Origin of the sequence: Enterococcus sp. DIV0170 (genome assembly GCF_051710765.1) — a bacterium.
Classification (GTDB): Bacteria; Bacillota; Bacilli; order Lactobacillales; family Enterococcaceae; genus Enterococcus_A; species Enterococcus_A raffinosus.
The window spans coordinates 321,661-339,699 of the sequence record NZ_JBIOLG010000001.1 but is presented as its reverse complement, the minus strand read 5'-3'; the positions used below and the strand labels follow the sequence as shown (position 1 = coordinate 339,699).

Annotated in this window: 20 protein-coding genes and 1 pseudogene; 5 read left to right on the top strand and 16 right to left on the bottom strand. The window is 34.5% G+C overall.

Annotation, left to right across the window (positions count from 1 at the left end):
- The first annotated feature begins 204 nt into the window (after positions 1-204).
- A complete protein-coding gene (locus IGI50_RS01685; RefSeq protein WP_438775931.1) occupies positions 205-528 on the top strand; it encodes a hypothetical protein in 324 nt (107 codons plus the stop codon).
- A gap of 444 nt (positions 529-972) precedes the next feature.
- Here the strand turns inward: IGI50_RS01685 and IGI50_RS01680 are convergent, their stop codons facing one another.
- The 8 genes from IGI50_RS01680 to IGI50_RS01645 all read right to left on the bottom strand — a co-directional run bounded on the left by IGI50_RS01680 (position 973) and on the right by IGI50_RS01645 (position 10,067).
- Positions 973-1,386 carry a hypothetical protein gene (locus IGI50_RS01680; protein WP_438775930.1) on the bottom strand — a complete coding sequence of 138 codons (414 nt, stop codon included), beginning with the start codon at positions 1,384-1,386 and terminating at the stop codon, positions 973-975.
- Positions 1,370-2,794: a helix-turn-helix domain-containing protein gene (locus IGI50_RS01675; protein ID WP_438775928.1), complete on the bottom strand. Its 1,425-nt coding sequence runs from the start codon at positions 2,792-2,794 to the stop codon at positions 1,370-1,372. The genes IGI50_RS01680 and IGI50_RS01675 overlap by 17 nt, the downstream gene beginning before the upstream one ends.
- A gap of 78 nt (positions 2,795-2,872) precedes the next feature.
- The gene (locus IGI50_RS01670) at positions 2,873-5,641 is read right to left on the bottom strand and encodes a MucBP domain-containing protein (RefSeq protein WP_438775926.1); all 2,769 of its coding nucleotides are present in this window, start codon (positions 5,639-5,641) and stop codon (positions 2,873-2,875) included.
- 89 nt (positions 5,642-5,730) lie between these two features.
- Positions 5,731-6,054, bottom strand: a complete 324-nt coding sequence (locus tag IGI50_RS01665; RefSeq protein WP_438775924.1) for a hypothetical protein — start codon at positions 6,052-6,054, stop codon at positions 5,731-5,733.
- A gap of 150 nt (positions 6,055-6,204) precedes the next feature.
- A complete protein-coding gene (locus IGI50_RS01660) occupies positions 6,205-6,705 on the bottom strand; it encodes a hypothetical protein (RefSeq protein ID WP_438775922.1) in 501 nt (166 codons plus the stop codon).
- A gap of 27 nt (positions 6,706-6,732) precedes the next feature.
- Positions 6,733-7,443 carry a helix-turn-helix domain-containing protein gene (locus IGI50_RS01655; RefSeq protein ID WP_438775920.1) on the bottom strand — a complete coding sequence of 237 codons (711 nt, stop codon included), beginning with the start codon at positions 7,441-7,443 and terminating at the stop codon, positions 6,733-6,735.
- 1,583 nt (positions 7,444-9,026) lie between these two features.
- Positions 9,027-9,734, bottom strand: a complete 708-nt coding sequence (locus IGI50_RS01650; RefSeq protein ID WP_438775919.1) for a hypothetical protein — start codon at positions 9,732-9,734, stop codon at positions 9,027-9,029.
- Between the two features lie 183 nt (positions 9,735-9,917).
- On the bottom strand, positions 9,918-10,067 hold the full coding sequence (locus IGI50_RS01645; protein WP_438775917.1) for a hypothetical protein: 150 nt from the start codon (positions 10,065-10,067) through the stop codon (positions 9,918-9,920).
- Positions 10,068-10,264: 197 nt separating this feature from the next.
- On the opposite strand from IGI50_RS01645, the gene IGI50_RS01640 reads away from it, so the two are divergent.
- Positions 10,265-10,360 (top strand): type I toxin-antitoxin system Fst family toxin, encoded by a 96-nt coding sequence (locus IGI50_RS01640; RefSeq protein ID WP_438775915.1) that lies wholly within the window; start codon positions 10,265-10,267, stop codon positions 10,358-10,360.
- Between the two features lie 240 nt (positions 10,361-10,600).
- Here IGI50_RS01640 and IGI50_RS01635 read toward each other — a convergent pair whose 3' ends face one another.
- The 3 genes from IGI50_RS01635 to IGI50_RS01625 form a co-directional block, all read right to left on the bottom strand.
- Positions 10,601-11,989, bottom strand: coding sequence for an ISLre2 family transposase (locus IGI50_RS01635; protein WP_438775913.1), 1,389 nt, complete (start codon positions 11,987-11,989; stop codon positions 10,601-10,603).
- A 152-nt stretch (positions 11,990-12,141) separates the two neighbouring features.
- On the bottom strand, positions 12,142-12,321 hold the full coding sequence (locus IGI50_RS01630; protein WP_438775912.1) for a hypothetical protein: 180 nt from the start codon (positions 12,319-12,321) through the stop codon (positions 12,142-12,144).
- 52 nt (positions 12,322-12,373) lie between these two features.
- A complete protein-coding gene (locus tag IGI50_RS01625) occupies positions 12,374-12,949 on the bottom strand; it encodes a helix-turn-helix domain-containing protein (RefSeq protein WP_438775910.1) in 576 nt (191 codons plus the stop codon).
- Between the two features lie 489 nt (positions 12,950-13,438).
- Here IGI50_RS01625 and IGI50_RS01620 point away from each other — a divergent pair, with 489 nt between their 5' ends.
- Positions 13,439-13,729 (top strand): SOS response-associated peptidase family protein, encoded by a 291-nt coding sequence (locus IGI50_RS01620; RefSeq protein ID WP_438775908.1) that lies wholly within the window; start codon positions 13,439-13,441, stop codon positions 13,727-13,729.
- 391 nt (positions 13,730-14,120) lie between these two features.
- Positions 14,121-15,314 carry a hypothetical protein gene (locus IGI50_RS01615; protein WP_438775907.1) on the top strand — a complete coding sequence of 398 codons (1,194 nt, stop codon included), beginning with the start codon at positions 14,121-14,123 and terminating at the stop codon, positions 15,312-15,314.
- 151 nt (positions 15,315-15,465) lie between these two features.
- On the opposite strand, the gene IGI50_RS01610 is transcribed toward IGI50_RS01615, so the two are convergent.
- Positions 15,466-15,636: a hypothetical protein gene (locus tag IGI50_RS01610; protein ID WP_438775905.1), complete on the bottom strand. Its 171-nt coding sequence runs from the start codon at positions 15,634-15,636 to the stop codon at positions 15,466-15,468.
- A 107-nt stretch (positions 15,637-15,743) separates the two neighbouring features.
- On the bottom strand, positions 15,744-15,935 hold the full coding sequence (locus tag IGI50_RS01605; RefSeq protein WP_438775903.1) for a hypothetical protein: 192 nt from the start codon (positions 15,933-15,935) through the stop codon (positions 15,744-15,746).
- Position 15,936: 1 nt separating this feature from the next.
- Here IGI50_RS01605 and IGI50_RS01600 point away from each other — a divergent pair.
- A pseudogene (locus IGI50_RS01600) lies at positions 15,937-16,152 on the top strand (IS256 family transposase); the annotation flags it as partial.
- A 157-nt stretch (positions 16,153-16,309) separates the two neighbouring features.
- On the opposite strand, the gene IGI50_RS01595 reads toward IGI50_RS01600, so the two are convergent.
- The 3 genes from IGI50_RS01595 to IGI50_RS01585 all read right to left on the bottom strand — a co-directional run bounded on the left by IGI50_RS01595 (position 16,310) and on the right by IGI50_RS01585 (position 18,033).
- Positions 16,310-16,852, bottom strand: coding sequence for a PepSY domain-containing protein (locus IGI50_RS01595; protein WP_438775901.1), 543 nt, complete (start codon positions 16,850-16,852; stop codon positions 16,310-16,312).
- A 243-nt stretch (positions 16,853-17,095) separates the two neighbouring features.
- Entirely contained in the window at positions 17,096-17,734 is a 639-nt protein-coding gene (locus tag IGI50_RS01590) for a winged helix-turn-helix domain-containing protein (RefSeq protein ID WP_438775900.1), read from the bottom strand.
- Positions 17,735-17,790: 56 nt separating this feature from the next.
- Positions 17,791-18,033 carry a hypothetical protein gene (locus tag IGI50_RS01585; RefSeq protein ID WP_242550764.1) on the bottom strand — a complete coding sequence of 81 codons (243 nt, stop codon included), beginning with the start codon at positions 18,031-18,033 and terminating at the stop codon, positions 17,791-17,793.
- Positions 18,034-18,039: the final 6 nt, after the last annotated feature.

Here is an 18,039-nt window from a genome sequence, read left to right as displayed (position 1 = left end):
GGCTTTTTTGTGTTTAAGTTTGCAATCCATTGAAACAACAACGATTTGAAGCGGTTTTGTAAAAATTGATTGCCAAAAGTTTGCACTGAATTGCACTGTTTTGAACATCAATTTTAGCCAAGTTTTAGCCACTTTCTAAGACCTAAAAACGAGGCTTACGCCCTATGAAATCACCGAAAATAAAACATAGGGAGTGGCTTAAATATGGGATTCAATTACGAGCAAAAAAGAAAAGAGTATCTCGTTGGCGAGATTTCACATGAAGAATTTTATTTAGAATTTGCAGACGCGATCAATTTCGATGACCTTGCATCGTTAGTGCCAGCGGATGCTTGCAAATCGCGTGATCCACATTTGAATGATGTACCGTTGAAATTATGGGATTATCGGTTCGCTGAAGTACGGTTCTTACTATCGCGAGCAATCAATCAAGGGCGTATCGTCAAAAGATCAAACGGTCTATCCGCGTCAGAATCTGCATGTTTGTTAAAAGAGGTTGCCAAAGACTGCACTGTTGTATCAATTTAATTTAAAAAGCATTCCGGTATTACTATCGAGTGCAACTGAGGATGGCTAATTTTAGCTGTCCTCTTTTTTTACACGCAATTTACGACCACTTCACTAACTTCTTTTACTCTATAAACCAGACAAAAAAGGAGAAATACATAAAAACGATCGATTCTTTCTTTTAAACATAAAAATGCAACCGTTCTTTTTACCCAATGCAACTTAAGTCTAGTGTGCATTAGGTTATGTTGCATTCAAAACACACAAATAAAAAACCGACCAGAAGAAAAACGAGCTTTCCCTAGAGCCGCAAGGGATAGAGCTATTTTAGCGAATGTCACACAATCAGATTGTGTGACATTCATATTTCTAAGATTTTCGACTTGTTCCCAACTTTTTTCTTCATTGCCGGATACCATGAAAAATGTAATGCCTGTACGAATAATCTTAGCCACCCTAAAATAATTAATCTGAGAGTCCGTATATCAATTTCCCACATAAACATTTCACCAAATTATTTAACGCATATGGTTCTTTCGGATGATTATTTCCGCCAAAAGCAGTTCTTTTCTGTAAAGACAAGATTTGGTTTCCTTTGGAGGTGGTCGCCTCCCTAAGTTCTCTTTTCTCTTTTCTGTTTACCCTTTCGTATACATAATGAACTTCCTGTTTTTTATTCATTATTCGCCCAGATGCATTTATTGGAATTTCACGTAGCTTCCATAGTACATTATTCTGAATAATATAATGTTGTTGACTCAAAACATTTATCTCTAAATTATTAAAGTATTTATTTGTCTTTGATAGTCTAGCTGATTGTATTTGTCCGATAAAAAAAATGAAGGTAATTAGTACTATATGCTTACGTTTCTTTTTCAATTTTATCCCTCTTCAGTTCTAAAATTATATCGGCAAAATACGCCCAATCATTCTTTGTAGGCGGATCTCTCCAAATAATTTGTTTTGCCAAAAGCAACGGTTGATAAATATCAGTTAAATATAAATCTGTTTCAGTATCATTGAATCGCTGAAACTCGATATTTAAATCTTTGTAGTATTCAATATTTCTTTCAATGAAGGAATTGTAAGATTCCCCATGTGAAAAATCTATACACACTTTAATTAAAGGTTCTATTTCTTTTACAGGTATATTATCAACTAACATGAATATTATGTCATAATAGAATTTTACCAATTGTGAATTTTTAATCCCTATACCTAGTATTACCCGACAATGCTTATCAACAAATTCAAATGCGATTGCGTGAAATGTAGGAAACATTTCACTAAAATAATTAATTTGGAATTCGTCAATGAAAGAAGTTGCCATACTAGAAAAAATAAACCAATTGGAAAAAAGTATTGTAAGTTTTTTTCTTGTTTTATCAGCATAAAGATGCGCCTGGCCAAAATAATTATTAAAGATGTCTTGAAATCTATCTATTAAATAGATAACCGCTCCTTGGGGTTGAATTGTTATATTTTTTTTGTATCCCCCCAAAAAAATGTAAGTATCTAACAAATATTGCTCTGTATCCGATAATCCATTCTTATATAAGTGCTTACGTACCTTGATAACTCTAGTTCTATCAATCGATACAATAGATTTAATAAACTCATCATCTTTGTAAGAAATTGCATAGCTATTTTTCGCCCTGCAATATTGAATAGATAAAAACAAAACTAATTTTTCTTGAAGCGTTTTAGTGATACGATTCTGTAAATCTGCCATAATTACTGTTTTGGTTGTATTGCTATACTCACATACTTTTTTTGAAAAGGGTGGAGGAAATCCACTGAAATAGAAAAAGTAAATATCATTTAGCATATTTCTTATATGTAATTCAGAATCCGCTTTTAAACTCATCCCTTCAATTTTAATTCCAAATTCTTTATATAAATACGCGTTTAATTCCTGTCTTTTTCGATAGGCCTGAGGCAAACTCAAATACTCTTCCTTAGCAAATATTTTTATGTTGGAACCTTCTTGTACAATGTAATGTAATAACTTAAACTTTTTAGATCGTCTGATTAATTCATTTTTCAATCTTTCCAAATCATTCATAGTAATATTTGAATAGACAATCTCACTATTTTTATTAATTGAAATTTCCCCTTTTAATTGGTAGCCATTCAATTCGTCTATACATGACTCAACTTTATATTTAGATAACGATAACTTTTCACAGATTATACTGTCAGTTAAAAGTTCGTTATTGTATTGCTCAAGTACTTGTGCAGTTAAGAATACATTTTTATCTTTTTCTTCAAGTATATCTAGAATCATACAAATTCACCGTTCCAATTTCATGATAATATTTAAAAAAACAATCTAGAAAAACTACTTTCTAGATTGTTTTAGCTTTTATCCACGTTTCTTATTTGTACAAAGCACTCTCCAAAATGCTGCAATACAAATTAAGATAATTACGCCTAAAATTTTAAGCATTTCTGATGTAGTATTATCCATTCCTGTACTTGGTAAAAAGCTTAATGGTTTCGTCGTGTAAGTTCTACCAACATTTCCTATAATTATTTCATCTTCTCCTAAAGATTTCCCATTCATATCTGTGTGTCGAATAACAACCTCTCCTTTATCAGAGTTCTTTTGTGTATCTTTAACTCCAGATGAGTCGTTCCTCGTGTATACAAATACTACTGTTTGCGCCTGATCACTCAATGTGCCGGTCGCCGAACCCTGTACTTCCTTGAACGTATATCCTTCAATTTCTTTCTGTTCAGTGGTATACGGATCGCCAATGTTTCCGCTTTTCACTTCGTCCTCTGCCAGCTTGCGTCCTTCTTCATCCTGATACTTCACGGTCACGTCTTCTGCTGGTACTGGAATCTTACTGTAGATATACGTCACTGTTTGCGCCTGATCACTCAATGTGCCGGTCGCCGAACCCTGTACTTCCTTGAACGTATATCCTTCAATTTCTTTCTGTTCAGTGGTATACGGATCGCCAATGTTTCCACTTTTCACTTCGTCTTCTGCCAGCTTGCGTCCTTCTTCATCCTGATACTTCACTGTCACGTCTTCTGCTGGTACTGGAATCTTACTGTAGATATACGTCACTGTTTGCGCCTGATCACTCAATGTGCCGGTCGCCGAACCCTGTACTTCCTTGAACGTATATCCTTCAATTTCTTTCTGTTCAGTGGTATACGGATCGCCAATGTTTCCGCTTTTCACTTCGTCTTCTGCCAGCTTGCGTCCTTCTTCATCCTGATACTTCACGGTCACGTCTTCTGCTGGTACTGGAATTTTACTGTAGATATACGTCACTGTTTGCGCCTGATCACTCAATGTGCCGGTCGCCGAACCCTGTACTTCCTTGAACGTATATCCTTCAATTTCTTTCTGTTCAGTGGTATACGGATCGCCAATGTTTCCACTTTTCACTTCGTCTTCTGCCAGCTTGCGTCCTTCTTCATCCTGATACTTCACGGTCACGTCTTCTGCTGGTACTGGAATTTTACTGTAGATATACGTCACTGTTTGCGCCTGATCACTCAATGTGCCGGTCGCCGAACCCTGTACTTCCTTGAACGTATATCCTTCAATTTCTTTCTGTTCAGTGGTATACGGATCGCCAATGTTTCCGCTTTTCACTTCGTCTTCTGCCAGCTTGCGTCCTTCTTCATCCTGATACTTCACGGTCACGTCTTCTGCTGGTACTGGAATCTTACTGTAGATATACGTCACTGTTTGCGCCTGATCACTCAATGTGCCGGTCGCCGAACCCTGTACTTCCTTGAACGTATATCCTTCAATTTCTTTCTGTTCAGTGGTATACGGATCGCCAATGTTTCCACTTTTCACTTCGTCTTCTGCCAGCTTGCGTCCTTCTTCATCCTGATACTTCACGGTCACGTCTTCTGCTGGTACTGGAATCTTACTGTAGATATACGTCACTGTTTGCGCCTGATCACTCAATGTGCCGGTCGCCGAACCCTGTACTTCCTTGAACGTATATCCTTCAATTTCTTTCTGTTCAGTGGTATACGGATCGCCAATGTTTCCACTTTTCACTTCGTCTTCTGCCAGCTTGCGTCCTTCTTCATCCTGATACTTCACTGTCACGTCTTCTGCTGGTACTGGAATCTTACTGTAGATATACGTCACTGTTTGCGCCTGATCACTCAATGTGCCGGTCGCCGAACCCTGTACTTCCTTGAACGTATATCCTTCAATTTCTTTCTGTTCAGTGGTATACGGATCGCCAATGTTTCCGCTTTTCACTTCGTCCTCTGCCAGCTTGCGTCCTTCTTCATCCTGATACTTCACTGTCACGTCTTCTGCTGAATTTATATCTTTCTTGTATACATATCTAACTTTCTGTTCTTCTTCACTAAATAACCCTGTTGCATTACTTGGAAGTTGACTTTCATCTAAGGTATAGCCTGGGATTACTAATTTATATTCATCAGTAGTAGCATCGTATGGATCACCAATATTACCACTTAATGCCTGGGATGTGCTTATTTCAAAATCGTCCTCATCCACATACTCAACAATGACATCTTTTCCTTCATCTATCTTTGGACTTATATATAAAGGCATCCAATCACCACTTCTGCCACCAGAGCTACCATATATGTAAGAATGCTCTATTCCTTTTGTGGCTAAATCTGTAGGTAAATTAAGCGCATCTATCTCAATTGAAAAGCCGACTTCTAAGGTGGTTCCTATAGGCACGCTAGAAGGTAAAACAACTTTGAATCCCTTTACTTGTCTCCAGTCCATCGGTAACTCTTCAGTATAGTTAGTGCCATCCGTCGAAGTTAGCAATTGGTACGATGAATCAGATGAAGTAGAAATGTCAGGTCTATCCACCAGTCTGACCAAACTATTATCCAATTCAAATACATCATTATATGACGTAGTAACCGTTCCATCATTCAAGAAAACTCTTGAACTAAAATTAACAGGTTCATTATTAACTCTATTTACTCTAATGCTCCAAACCAGCTTGTTTGGTGCACCCGAAAAATCAACTTTTTCGGTCTGCGCTCTAATACTCGAATATGAAGTGCCTCCAAACATGATAGCTGAAGCGTCTCCAAAAACATTTATAGGAAACGATACTAATAATAGTACAAAGACAACAAGTATTTTTATATATTTCATAAATCCAATCCTTCCTTTTAAATATTAATCATTAAATCACAAGTTTATTCTCCCAAATAATTCGTGTTAGAAAGTTCCTCTTAATCTTTCTAATCATTAGATAATAAACCCTTAGATTTTAATTCATATAGAAAATCAACAAAGTCTGTCTTGATAATTCTCAATGGATGGATATAAGGAATTCTAAATATCCATTTTTGCTCCTTGTAATAGAATCTCCAAACTTTTGAAAAAGGTAGAGAATTCCTTAAAGTACTTCTTGAAATTTCAGCTAAGTTTAATTCATTCTTTTGTACTACTTTATCTGATAGTTTGTGAATATATAATACAATCAATTTGTTTTTATTCACTAAAAGAACAGCTTGATTAGAGCTAGCCGAAATTCCTTGAGCTATAGTATAGCAAGGTAACATATCATTTTCTCCGTATTCTATTTTCAAAGCATCAATTACTTTTTTATCAATATAAAAGATTTCTACTCATTCCCGTTCAACAATATTAATCTAGAACCTAATAAACCTATCTAGACATTTACATAAAAATAAAGATGTAACTAATATTCCCTATAGCCTTTTCATTACTTGATTTATCGCTTCTTGATCCTTATGCGTGAAAATAGAGGCTGTATATATGAATTCATTCTCCAATGTTCGTACAATTATACTTACAAACATACGTCGTTTTAATTCCATGGAAATGACGTTTGCATATGTAACTTTTTCCCCATTTATTAATAACCCATTTTGATAAATTTGAATATCGTTTCTTTTTCGCATACTCCATAAAGAAGAAATTCCGACTAGAAGTAACACTCCGCTTAAAATTAGTATCACTATATCCGGTAATTCTGCAAAGAAAATTCCATATACCCAAACATGTCCCAAGAAAAAATATGAATATGAAACCCAGGTTCCCATCAAAATTCCTCCAATAAAGATAAAGAATTTCACCAATTTGCTTTCATTAATTACATGAATACACTCACCTAATTCTGAGTCTTCATTTTTTGATTTCCCAATTTTCATCTTATCTCTTATAATATGTTTATTTTTTCGGATGAACATACTTTTCCTCTCTCTTTTTTTCTTATCTCAATTCTTAAAATAGGGAATACTCATTAATTCTCTTAATAATTTGTTGCTTAACAAGTATCCTTTTTTCCACAAAATAGTTAAATCGTCCTCTGAAAAATCAGTCTCTACTAATTTTTTACAGATACGCTTTTTTAGACTAGAAAGTTGACTCATTTGTGAGCTGCTTAATTCTGTTCCCCACAAAATATAACTAAGTTCAAATCGCGATACTGCTCTCCCATTAGCTTTAGCCAAATGATACAACAGTTTTTTTTCATTGTTAGACAACTTAGAAAAAAACAAATCTATTTTAGTGTTTGAACTATTCACTTCTTTTTTGGATTCCATCCTTTTTTCTGTCTCGCTAATTGTATCTGTCAACAGGCTTATTTTGTTGTTAGCACCAATGCTGATTCCATTTAAATCAATCCAATGATCAACTACATCCGTTAAATATGAATGTTCAGAATTTTTTAGTATACTCAGGTTCCCTTTTCTAATAATAATTTGATTCGTTTTTTTGAATAGAGAGTGAAATTTAGCAAATTCTTGTGTAGATACAGTATCGCTAAATATAATAACTGAGAAGTAAGAAAAGAATTGTTGATGTTTTTCTACACTATTTAATAAATTGAATGAACAATAAACCTCCTCATTTGATCTTTGCAAAGTTAATTGTAATTCTTGCTCTGCCAATAGATTTTTCGTCAGTATCAATATCCTTCCCATAGCGTTCCTCCTAATTTATAAAGTTGTAATTTAAGAACATACTAAATAGTACAATATAGGGATTTCTCTATGTTGGTGGATAAAACGAAAAATTATCAGAAATTTTATTTCACAAAAAAAAAATGATAATAGATAATTTACTTTTATATCTTGTGTTTTTCTTAGATTAGAGTCGCTTTTTTCTAATCATTTTATTAAAGCTTCGAAAATAAAAAAGAGCTACTCAATTGCATAATCAATAATTTCTTCGCCAATTTGAATTTGGGATGGCTTTCATGGATGATATATCTCTAACATTTCATGGTGATTTTAAGGATATGTTAGGATTAAGTTTGCGCGGTTTGTACAAAAGAACACAGTTGTCAACATTTAATTCTTCTTGCATTGATACCTATTCTTGAATTGAATACATATATTTACATGATGATAGAACATGTTTGCTTGTAATTTTATAGATATAAAAGCTTATTTTTAGATATAGTTTTAAATATACATTATCAATATTACTTATTGGTTTACAATTTTAAGGTAATTGTCAGGGATTAATAAAGTGACTTGCAGAAATTGCTTAATACATTTCTACAATTAATTGAATAAGGGAGGAGTTCCAAACGAATGCAACATGATCACATTATGTGAAATCTTTAGACTTAAATAAGCGAACTTCTTAAAATATGATTTTGATATAGTCTGTATTTCTACCGCTATTTTCTGTGTCACTGTTCCAGATCCCCCGTCCTCTATGAATCCCTCTCTTCCCATACAAAGGTGCTCAGATAATCAAGTTTAGCATGCGTATGCTTTAAGTGGTTTCCTAAAAATGTACTTTAAAAGTACATTTTTAGGAAATCCGATAAAAACAAAAAAGGACCTCAAAAAGAAGTCCTTTTATCAAGAGTTATCAAAAGAAAGTTAGTCGTTTCCAGTGTCTATTCGAAGTTTTACCATCAAGGAAATATGGCAGGAATATAATACATTGACACGCTAGAGGAGAAATAGCACATGATCAAACCCTCTCTTTTTCAGAATAGGTTTTATTAAATGCTTCTTTCTCTCTTACAGAAGAGAATCTCTCCACTTATTTTCTATTCTTTGATTAAATTTAATTTTATTTCTCCGTTTAATGAAAATTGTCGCCAACTAAAAATAAAAGTGACAACTGGCTCGATCTACCACAATAATACTGACAAGAATGGTGAAAAAAGATTTCTTGAATGTTGCGACTTTAAAATTGACCCCACCTAGCAACCAAAAGGCAATTCCAAAAAGGACTGAGGCCGAATTAGTTAATATCCCTGAAGAACTTTCACTATCTTCTACAGTAATTGACCCTTCGTAACCTGTGCAGTCTAGCAGTAGTCCAAGTAAAATGCATACTCCTAGTATTATCACGAAGAACTCATCTGATAGTTGCCAAAGATATCCTCCCTCTTTTCGTATGGGTTTTCCCAACATAACTCCTCTTTTGAGTATCTAAAGTCCCAACTTCTGAGTTTGGCGGAATGATAGACTAAAATATAAAGAAGCAGCATACTTTAAATGTATGCTGCTAATTAGATTTAAACTTAAGACTTCTAATTAAACTACATTTCATAATCAATGGATGCACCTGAAACAAAAGACTTTTCTAGCAATAGTACATCACTGATTTCAGGATTAGCTTCTTTATAAATTGACAGACACGCCATTTCAAAATAGAAATCGTAAAGAACTTCATCAAATACTGAAGTAAATAACGCTTGTCTGATCCTCTTGTCGGATAAATCAATGTAAATAACTTTAATATCTTCTTTTTTTTCTATTGCTTCGAATACTCTATGATTTCCATCGATAACTAAATAGGCTCCACCAGCACCCTTAAATGGTACAACTAGAATTGGCCCCTTTGAAATAGATTTTTCACCATCATCAGGTGGAGACCATGTATAGTACGGCTGAGATCCTTCAAACTGTTTATAGCTGATAACGTTTGATACATTCTTCTTATTTTTTATAGCTTCAGCAAAAAGTTCAGAGTTAAAATGAATTTTCATCATCTGATTCCCAAGTTCAATATTCTGGTTAAATATTCGAAATTTATTTATCACTTTGGCGTAATATTCCTGATTAGTATCCATTTGCTCAAACGTCATATCATCAGAAGTTTTTAACCACACTAGCCACTTATCTATATATATATCACAGTATATATATGAGTTGAAGACAGTTCCTCTTAATAGTTTTAATAGTTCGGTTTTTAGATCTGAATAATTAATATTGTATGCTCTTCCCTTTGTAAAATAATATGGCATATCAATACCTCCAACTCTCCAATTTCTATTACTATATCCCGAATAAATAGACACAGTCAAACTTACTATCATTATTTTTAGTGAACAATCGGAAGCTCGAAAGTTCTTGTTTAATATTCTATTTGCAGGAAAATCAAGTTACTTCAGCTCAAACGTCAGCAGCAAATCCGAACGATTACTAAATTATTTAAGAATCGTTTTTAAGAATAGATCCACTGCTGCTAGATAAGATTGTTGGGATTCATACACATAGAATGACGATAATTCAAAACTATCAGCAAAGTGAAGACTGATTGATAGATCCTGATCATTGGTAACTAAAATATAAAGCATACTATTCACCTCTAAATAAAGTACGCTGATTTAACGAAAGTTATGCTGCTGTTTCAAAAAAAGGTAATTCTGTGAATTTTCATGCGTCAGAACACGTTCTAACAACGTTTCAGCTTTCATAGCGGGTAACCATACACAAAAGAAAGCCCTGTGATATACTAACAAAGGCAGCTGCCCCGAGAGGGGGTGTTCCTGGTATGAAAGATTTCTTCACATTAGTTGTTGCACCTCTATTTGTGGCTCTAGTGACAACACTAGTCGATCATTGGTTGAATGATCGGGACGACAACTGAACGCAGCTGTCACTCAACCCACGCGCTGGCCGTCGCATCCAGTGTTAAAAAAAGCCCTACTCCTGGCCGAGTAGGGCTTTCGTGTTCCTGATATTCGAAATCTTCACATTTCGCAAGTTCATTGTAACACGATTCTTTTACAAATTCCAACTCCCAACTTTTAAGCATTGCGTCAAGAATTTGTTGGAAACTGTATTTCTCCCAAGTGTGTACTAAATATAACTAGGATTGTGTAATCAATTAATAATCGATCATTTTCTTAATTTTAGTTTTTGAGCCAGTTGCCCGACCATCTTTCAACACTGGTAGTGTTGCTAAAAAGGATTGATCTATCAATATTTTGGGACTATTTACACGTTTATCTAATTTATTAATTCTAGATTTTTTCTGTATCTTTTTATTTCTCAATTCTAAGTGAACCATGAGGTTTCCTTGGTTCTTTAGAAATACACGCATCTTTGCGATATTATTTGCCCCAACTTTACTCCAGCCTAACGGCCTAGAACTTAATCTGGCCGAAAGAACATGACTCACGTGACCTTCTGCACTACAACCAATATAGTCTCTATTTTGTTGCCGTTGTATCGCTTGCCAATTACCTAAGAGATAAGATTTTGCTTGCTTCAATTGCTTTCTTTGCGATTTAGTTATTTTTTTATCGCTCAATCGACTTGAAAAGAATTCTTGAACGAACAACTTATGACCATGATCAATCCAACCTAACAAGGTGGATGTACAGTTCATCATTCCCGTACAAGAATTTCGGACATATTTAATCATATGGAAACGATCTAAGACAAATAGTGCATTTGGAATAGTTTCCACTCCTTCTTTGATCCAAGCAGCACCGTCTCCAGAAAGATAAATCTTTTCTACTTTATTTAAGTCATAAGTTACAGCTAGATAGCTGGAAACTTCTTCCCACAAACAATAATTATCTGAATACAAGCCACTAAAATAATGAATATTCTTTAGTTTAGTTCGACTATTTGTTCCTTGATTCTCTTCATAGCCTTCATGGACATAAACAAGCTTCATAAAGCGATTTTTACCATCTTGATAAGCTACATGATCCTCATCGGCTTCTATAAATAGCACCTTAGGTGTGCTGGCTTTTGTGTTTCCAGGAACATTCAGCTTTTCAGTTTCTAGCCGGTGAATAATATTTTTCACCGTTTCTTTACTTGTAATCCCAGAATGTTGGAATTGTTTAACTGTTTGTTGGTAAGATCTTTCTGACGCTGTTTCCAGTATCTGTGATTCTAATCCTATATCCATCCGTTCGTAAGGTAAAATATCTAAATACTCGTCCAACAAGTAAGAAAAGTGGCCATCCTTCTTATGTTTAAAATACGTATGCTTAATCTCAACTGGACCCAGAGTTGTCGCACAGCTCTTTGAATCTTCATTCCGCTGAATATGCCACTCACGCTTTCTTGTAGGCGACTGCCGCAAGGCAGAATCAGCTTCTATGATCAATGTCTCAATCATAGAAACACCGATTTCATGAACACATGATTGAATATTCGCTACAAGTTCCGAAAAATTAACATCATGATTTTGAATTCCAACAAATTGTTCTAGCATTTCTTGACTGATTTTCTCTGCAGCTTGTTGTACAATATTCATAAGAGATTCCTCCATGCTGATGTTTTAAGGTTTTAAGCACCTTGATTTTAACACACATGGAGAAATCTCTTTTTTGTTTTCCAACAATTATTTTACGCTAACAATTGGTATGGCAAATAAAACAGTTCTTCAAATTCATTTACTCAATCAAGCTACATGTATCTTTCAACAAAGTGTTTCACTACGACTTCAAAGTCTTTATCGTTCAGTTTTTCGTAATAGCCACCTTTATGATAGGAAAGTATCATTGTTAAAGCTGCTATTGGTGTAAATCCCATAACGTTTACTTGCTTTTCGATTTGTTCGAAAGCCTCTTTTTGTTCTTCATTCATGCATACTCACCTCCAAAAGTCTAACAACTCTTAAATGTTCTTAAACGCTATACTATCTGTTTCTGAAATCTTCAAGTAGCACTTGTATCAACATATCTAATGCGTTGCCCTCTAAAGATATTTCTTGGTCACAATTAAACTGCAGCCGGTCAATGGTAAGACCAGTATTCTCAAAATAGAAATAATCTCCAATTTGGTTACAATAAATTTTTTGTCTTGGGTTGCTGACTCCTTTACTAAAAAAGGTTTTGTCAGAAAACTCAAGAAAACTCCTTAGATTTCGCTCAGAAATCCTATCAGAGCAGTGTTCCCTAAACTCACCGCGCCTAATAGGGAATTGCTTTTCATACATACCTAAAAGCATCATTTTCCTGAAGCGGCCAGAAATTTCTTCCTTTGCTGCTGCATAACCTGCTGAAAACCCTTCTTGATAACTACCCGATCTTTGGACGTCATTTTTCTTCTCATTGATAAACTGGTCCAGGCTTTTTTCATCGATTTGGTAACCTTGTTTCTTTGAAAGTAGAGTAGCTTCAATTTTCCCTTGCCTAATCCACCGGCGTAACATCTGTTTACTATTTGTAACGCCATTTTTCTCTAACAAATCTGAAGCATCATTGATATTCAATATTTATCACCTCCTAATTTTAAATTACCAGTAACATTAACAGCAACATCATAGCATATTCGGATTAATGTTACTAGTAATATTATGAAAATAAACTTCATGATCTACTCAGATAAACACGCTCTGACCCTAGGGATAAGCCACTAACCTTTTTGTTAGTTTTCCTAAATAAATCCATATAAATTTGGTAATTATTTTTTCTTAACAAACATTAATTGATATGTTCGAAAATCCCAAAAAAGTTTTATCAACTACTGAAGCAGAATTGAATCAAGTAAATCAATCAGGAAAAGATAATGCGTTTTACCAACCATTCTATGAAGATGCAGAAGGTGAAAGTCATGAGACTGAATGAGATCATTATATTCGTTTTACACGAACTCAGCATGATCAAACTGTATGAGCTAAAGTGCATCAATCAAGAAACCTTTTTCACTTTGCGGTGAGCAAACAGAGTATGAAGAGGGGAGGGATAGATTAAGCTACTACTTGAAACTAGTTGTTGACAATGAAAAACACGAATGGGATTCCAGTAAACAAAAACATTTGTTCTCAAAAGGAAAAGTAACTTATGTTGATGGCTTTTATCGTATTCTCCACTCAGACAGCGGCAATGAAATAGAATCAATTATAATAATAACCAGTCCTAACACATCTGTATCAAAAGTTCATGATAGTATGCCAGTGATCATCGAAAAAGAAAAAATTGATCGCTTTATCCCTGATATAGAACCCACTAGAGAATACATCAAAGGTGGAATGCCTGCTCTCAAGCAGTAAACTGATGTCATAGTTCCAAATAAAGAAGCAGCATACATTAAACAGTATGTCGCTTCTTTATATTCACTGAGAGTTATTTCTTCTCCAGTATCTTCACAATTGAGCGGAATTCTGAGTATCCAAAAATCGATACTCGAAAATGAACCTGAACGCCGACTGTAGCTGAAAAAAATGAGTATCACTTAAATTCTAAGATATATTGTTTCGTCATTAGAAGAACTTTTTTATTAATAAATAGTCACGATAAATACATTCAAAACTAAAAATACAATTCTGAGATTTTGATTTTTTATTAAAATAGTTAGAGTTCTTTACTTTTCAAACCTATTTTTTGTCTTATTCATCCAATTGTCTTACTATCGATAACATAACATTTAATGGAGTGAAAAATATGTTACTCAAAAAAATAATCGGAATTTCTCTAGTACTCAGCATACTTATTGGTTCTAGTTTACTTTTAAACCAGAGAACTTTGGCAATCACTGAAGATAACACAAGTATCATCGACCATTGGGAAGATCCTGAAGTTCAAGATGCCTACTACAATTGGGAAAAATACGTACAACTAAATGGAAATTCAGAAAGTGATTCCTATCCTGGCGATCAATACAACGCTCAAGGCGAAGTCCTTAACGATTGGTTGACGATTGGACCTATAACAGAAAACACGAATCTTTATGTTTTATACGCCGCAATCATAGGTGCCTCTAATCCCAATGCTACAGGTAAAGGTGACGATTGGGAGACTATATTGCAAGCTCCAAATTGGGCCATAGATCTTGCACCTGATCATATTGCAGAAGGCGGAGCTACTGTGACTTTTTATATTGTGAATAGCAATGGACAAGGTAAAAAAGGAATGCCTGTAGAAATTACTATTGATGAGTCTCTTCCTTCACCCCCTATAAGTCCAGATAGTTCAACTACAGAACCTAGTTCAACTACAGAACCTGGTTCAACTACAGAATCTAGTTCAATTACAGAACCTAGTTCAACTACAGAACCTGGTTCAACTACAGAATCTAGTTCAACTACAGAATCTAGTTCAATTACAGAACCTGGTTCAACTACAGAACCTAGTTCAACTACAGAACCTAGTTCAACTACAGAACCTAGTTCAACTACAGAACCTGGTTCAACTACAGAATCTAGTTCAATTACAGAACCTAGTTCAACTACAGAACCTAGTTCAACTACAGAACCTGGTTCAACTACAGAACCTAGTTCAACTACAGAACCTAGTTCAACTACAGAACCTAGTTCAACTACAGAACCTAGTTCAACTACAGAACCTAGTTCAACTACAGAACCTGGTTCAACTACAGAACCTAGTTCAACTACAGAACCTAGTTCAACTACAGAACCTAGTTCAACTACAGAATCTAATTCACTATCAACAAATAGTAAAGATACTCACTCTACCTATGACGTAAAATATAGAAACGTTTCGTCCTATTCCCATATATATGGGGCAGAAAAGGGTAGCTACCCGAGAACTAATATGAAAAAGGGAAATCCATTATATTTGATACTCGGTTCAATATTTTTGAGCACATCCGTTTTTCTGTTATGGAAAAAATACTAAACTCCAAAATGACCTCAAGAAGATAATTTCTTTTTGAGGTTTTTTCTTCCAAATAAGGGATCTTAGATAGATCAATGATAGCTCCAACTTACAAATACTTCCGAAAGTAGCTCTCAGTGTACAACATTTTGTCCATTTTAATACATAGATTTCACTCAATCCGCTCCTTTTTAAAAGTTAAGTTATCTAATTCAATTTCCTCAAACTTCCTTCTTTTTGCGCCATAATATGCTTGTTTTACAACTAGAGCATCCTCTCCTTCAAACTTTAGCTCTACTCCTTGTAAGTAAATGTAAAATTCTTCATATAATGTATTTTGCATGGTCTCTCCTTTTCGTTAGTTTTTCGCTAGTAGACATAATCTAAATTAAACCAAGTTATCGCGTTTGCGATATTATTATCTTTTATAACTAAATGTCTAAAGATCAACTAGAATACTTTCCCTCTCCTGGTTTGAATAATCATGTAGCGTGCCCAAACTAGAATTAACACTGGAATAACTTTTTTAAGAAAAATATAGGCTAGAATGATCAACGGTACACCGATAACCACAAAGGCAATAACTGTAGAGTAAAACAATTGTTGAGAAAGATCTCCAAGTAATGATCTAAAACCTGTCATGCTGGAGAGTATCCGTTCCAGCTATATAAAAGTCACCAAAAAAGGAGCGTTCTCTAATGAGAATGCGCTCCTTAAGTTGCTTTATTTACGTACGAAAGAGTTACACACGAAGTGGGCTGGCGGTCGTATCCAAAACTGGGCTATAGTGCTCAATCAGTTAATGGTCAACGAAACCGTCTCTTCTCGAATTGAAAAGTATGCCATTTACCTTCCATAAAGGCAGGTTTATTTAACTATACGTTCAAATAGTTTTCTACTAGTTGCTTAAAAATACTATGAAAGGTTATTTGCTAGAAAACTTAACTAATTAACTTCCACAGTTTAGTTGACCAAAAAAAGAAGTTTCTGTTTTCTAGAAGCTTCTTTTCTATTTATTAATCATCTATTTCAGTAGATAATACGTCACCTGTTTTAGCATCAATCATTACTTCAGTTGACTTACTCTTATTCTTGATTGTCACTTTCCAATAAGTCGTATCTAATTCTCTATCTAATTTCCAATCAGTTGCTTTTCCTTTGCCTACTTCTTTTATCGCTAAATCAGAAGCTTTTTTGACACTAATAATATCTTTTGTATCTAATTTTTCTTCTTTTCTTTTATTTGCTCCTCGATCGTCTGCATCCAAACGATCCTTTTCTTTATCACTAATTTTTTTACTCTTAGCATCAATTTTAGCTGAATATTCTACTGAATCATCCATACTTTCAATTTCATAAAAATATTTTCCAAATGAACTATTCAGGTCAATAGAAGTTATATCTGTATCAGGGTACTCTTTTTGGAATACTTTTATTGCTTCTTTTACAGAAACAGAAACCTCTTTTTTTGATGGGGTAGTGGCGGCTTCCACAGACGTAACGTTTGCTACCGCTCCTAAAGTCACCATACCTAAAACAATTAACTTAATATTCTTCATGCTAATAACAATAACCTCCATTTAGTTACTTTACTATAATATAAGTATAATTTATTCTTATTGTTTTTCAAGCGGGACTTTAGTCGTATTTTTTTCATTCTAAGAATGCATTTAATTAACTCATAAGCTGTCGTTTATGGTTGCTTTATCCCAATTTATAAAAGAGGAATGCCCTAATCGAGAACATATCCGACTAGAGCATTCCTCTTTTAATGGTCATTCATCTACTTCTTACATTGCCTATTACTGATAAGGGGTGTGATAAACAGTATAAAACTCCTTATTGAGATGGTACCCTTTTCCCCATACGGTTTCGATAATATCTGACGCAAATCCCTTTCGCATTAGTTTTTGGCGTAACGACTTCGTTAATACTGAAAGTTGTGCCAAATTGGACCGAGTAGGTTCATCATTCCAAATAGACATACAAAGTTCTTCTCGTGAGACAATCGCCCCTTCGGCGTCATACAATTTTGAAAAACACTTCTTCTGATTCTTAGTGAACTCCATAGTGAGTTCTGCTAAAGTTTCTGTTGCTTTCTTTACTTTTACTGCTTCATTCATTGATGTCGTACACTCACTGATTAATTCTCGCAACGCATCTGTCCCGATTTCTCTAGGGATCCATTGATCGATTCCTAACTCTTCCAGAACCCCTTTTTCTTTATTTATAGGTTCACAGACATACTTTCTAAAAATCACTGCGTTTCTTTCTTTTAATTTTGGAACAATTCGTTTCAATTCCCGATTCGATAGGGATTCACTAAGGATAATTAACTGATAAAACGAACTATCCCACGGATCGTCACTATACAAAAGCATATCCAACATTGTCTTTGAAACAAATACCTCATAATTAAAATTCTGTAAATTTTCCTGCATGGATCGTTCATTCAAAATATTATGGGTCAATATTAATAGTCTAATTTTCTATCACCTCACAAGATTCCCTCTAGTATTCGAAGTTGTTTTTGTACATCAAAATATAAGTAGACCGCCAAAATGATACACACAACAACAACGAGCAACAACGCATAATTTAAAAGATACTTCTTTTTTGACAGTTTCAATGTGCTTATTTTCTTCATATCTTTAAATATGAAATAGAAAAAAGCAATCAAGCTGATCATTCCCATTATCGCTAAAATGATCATCCAACTATATCGTTCCAACTCTGTCATCCTTTC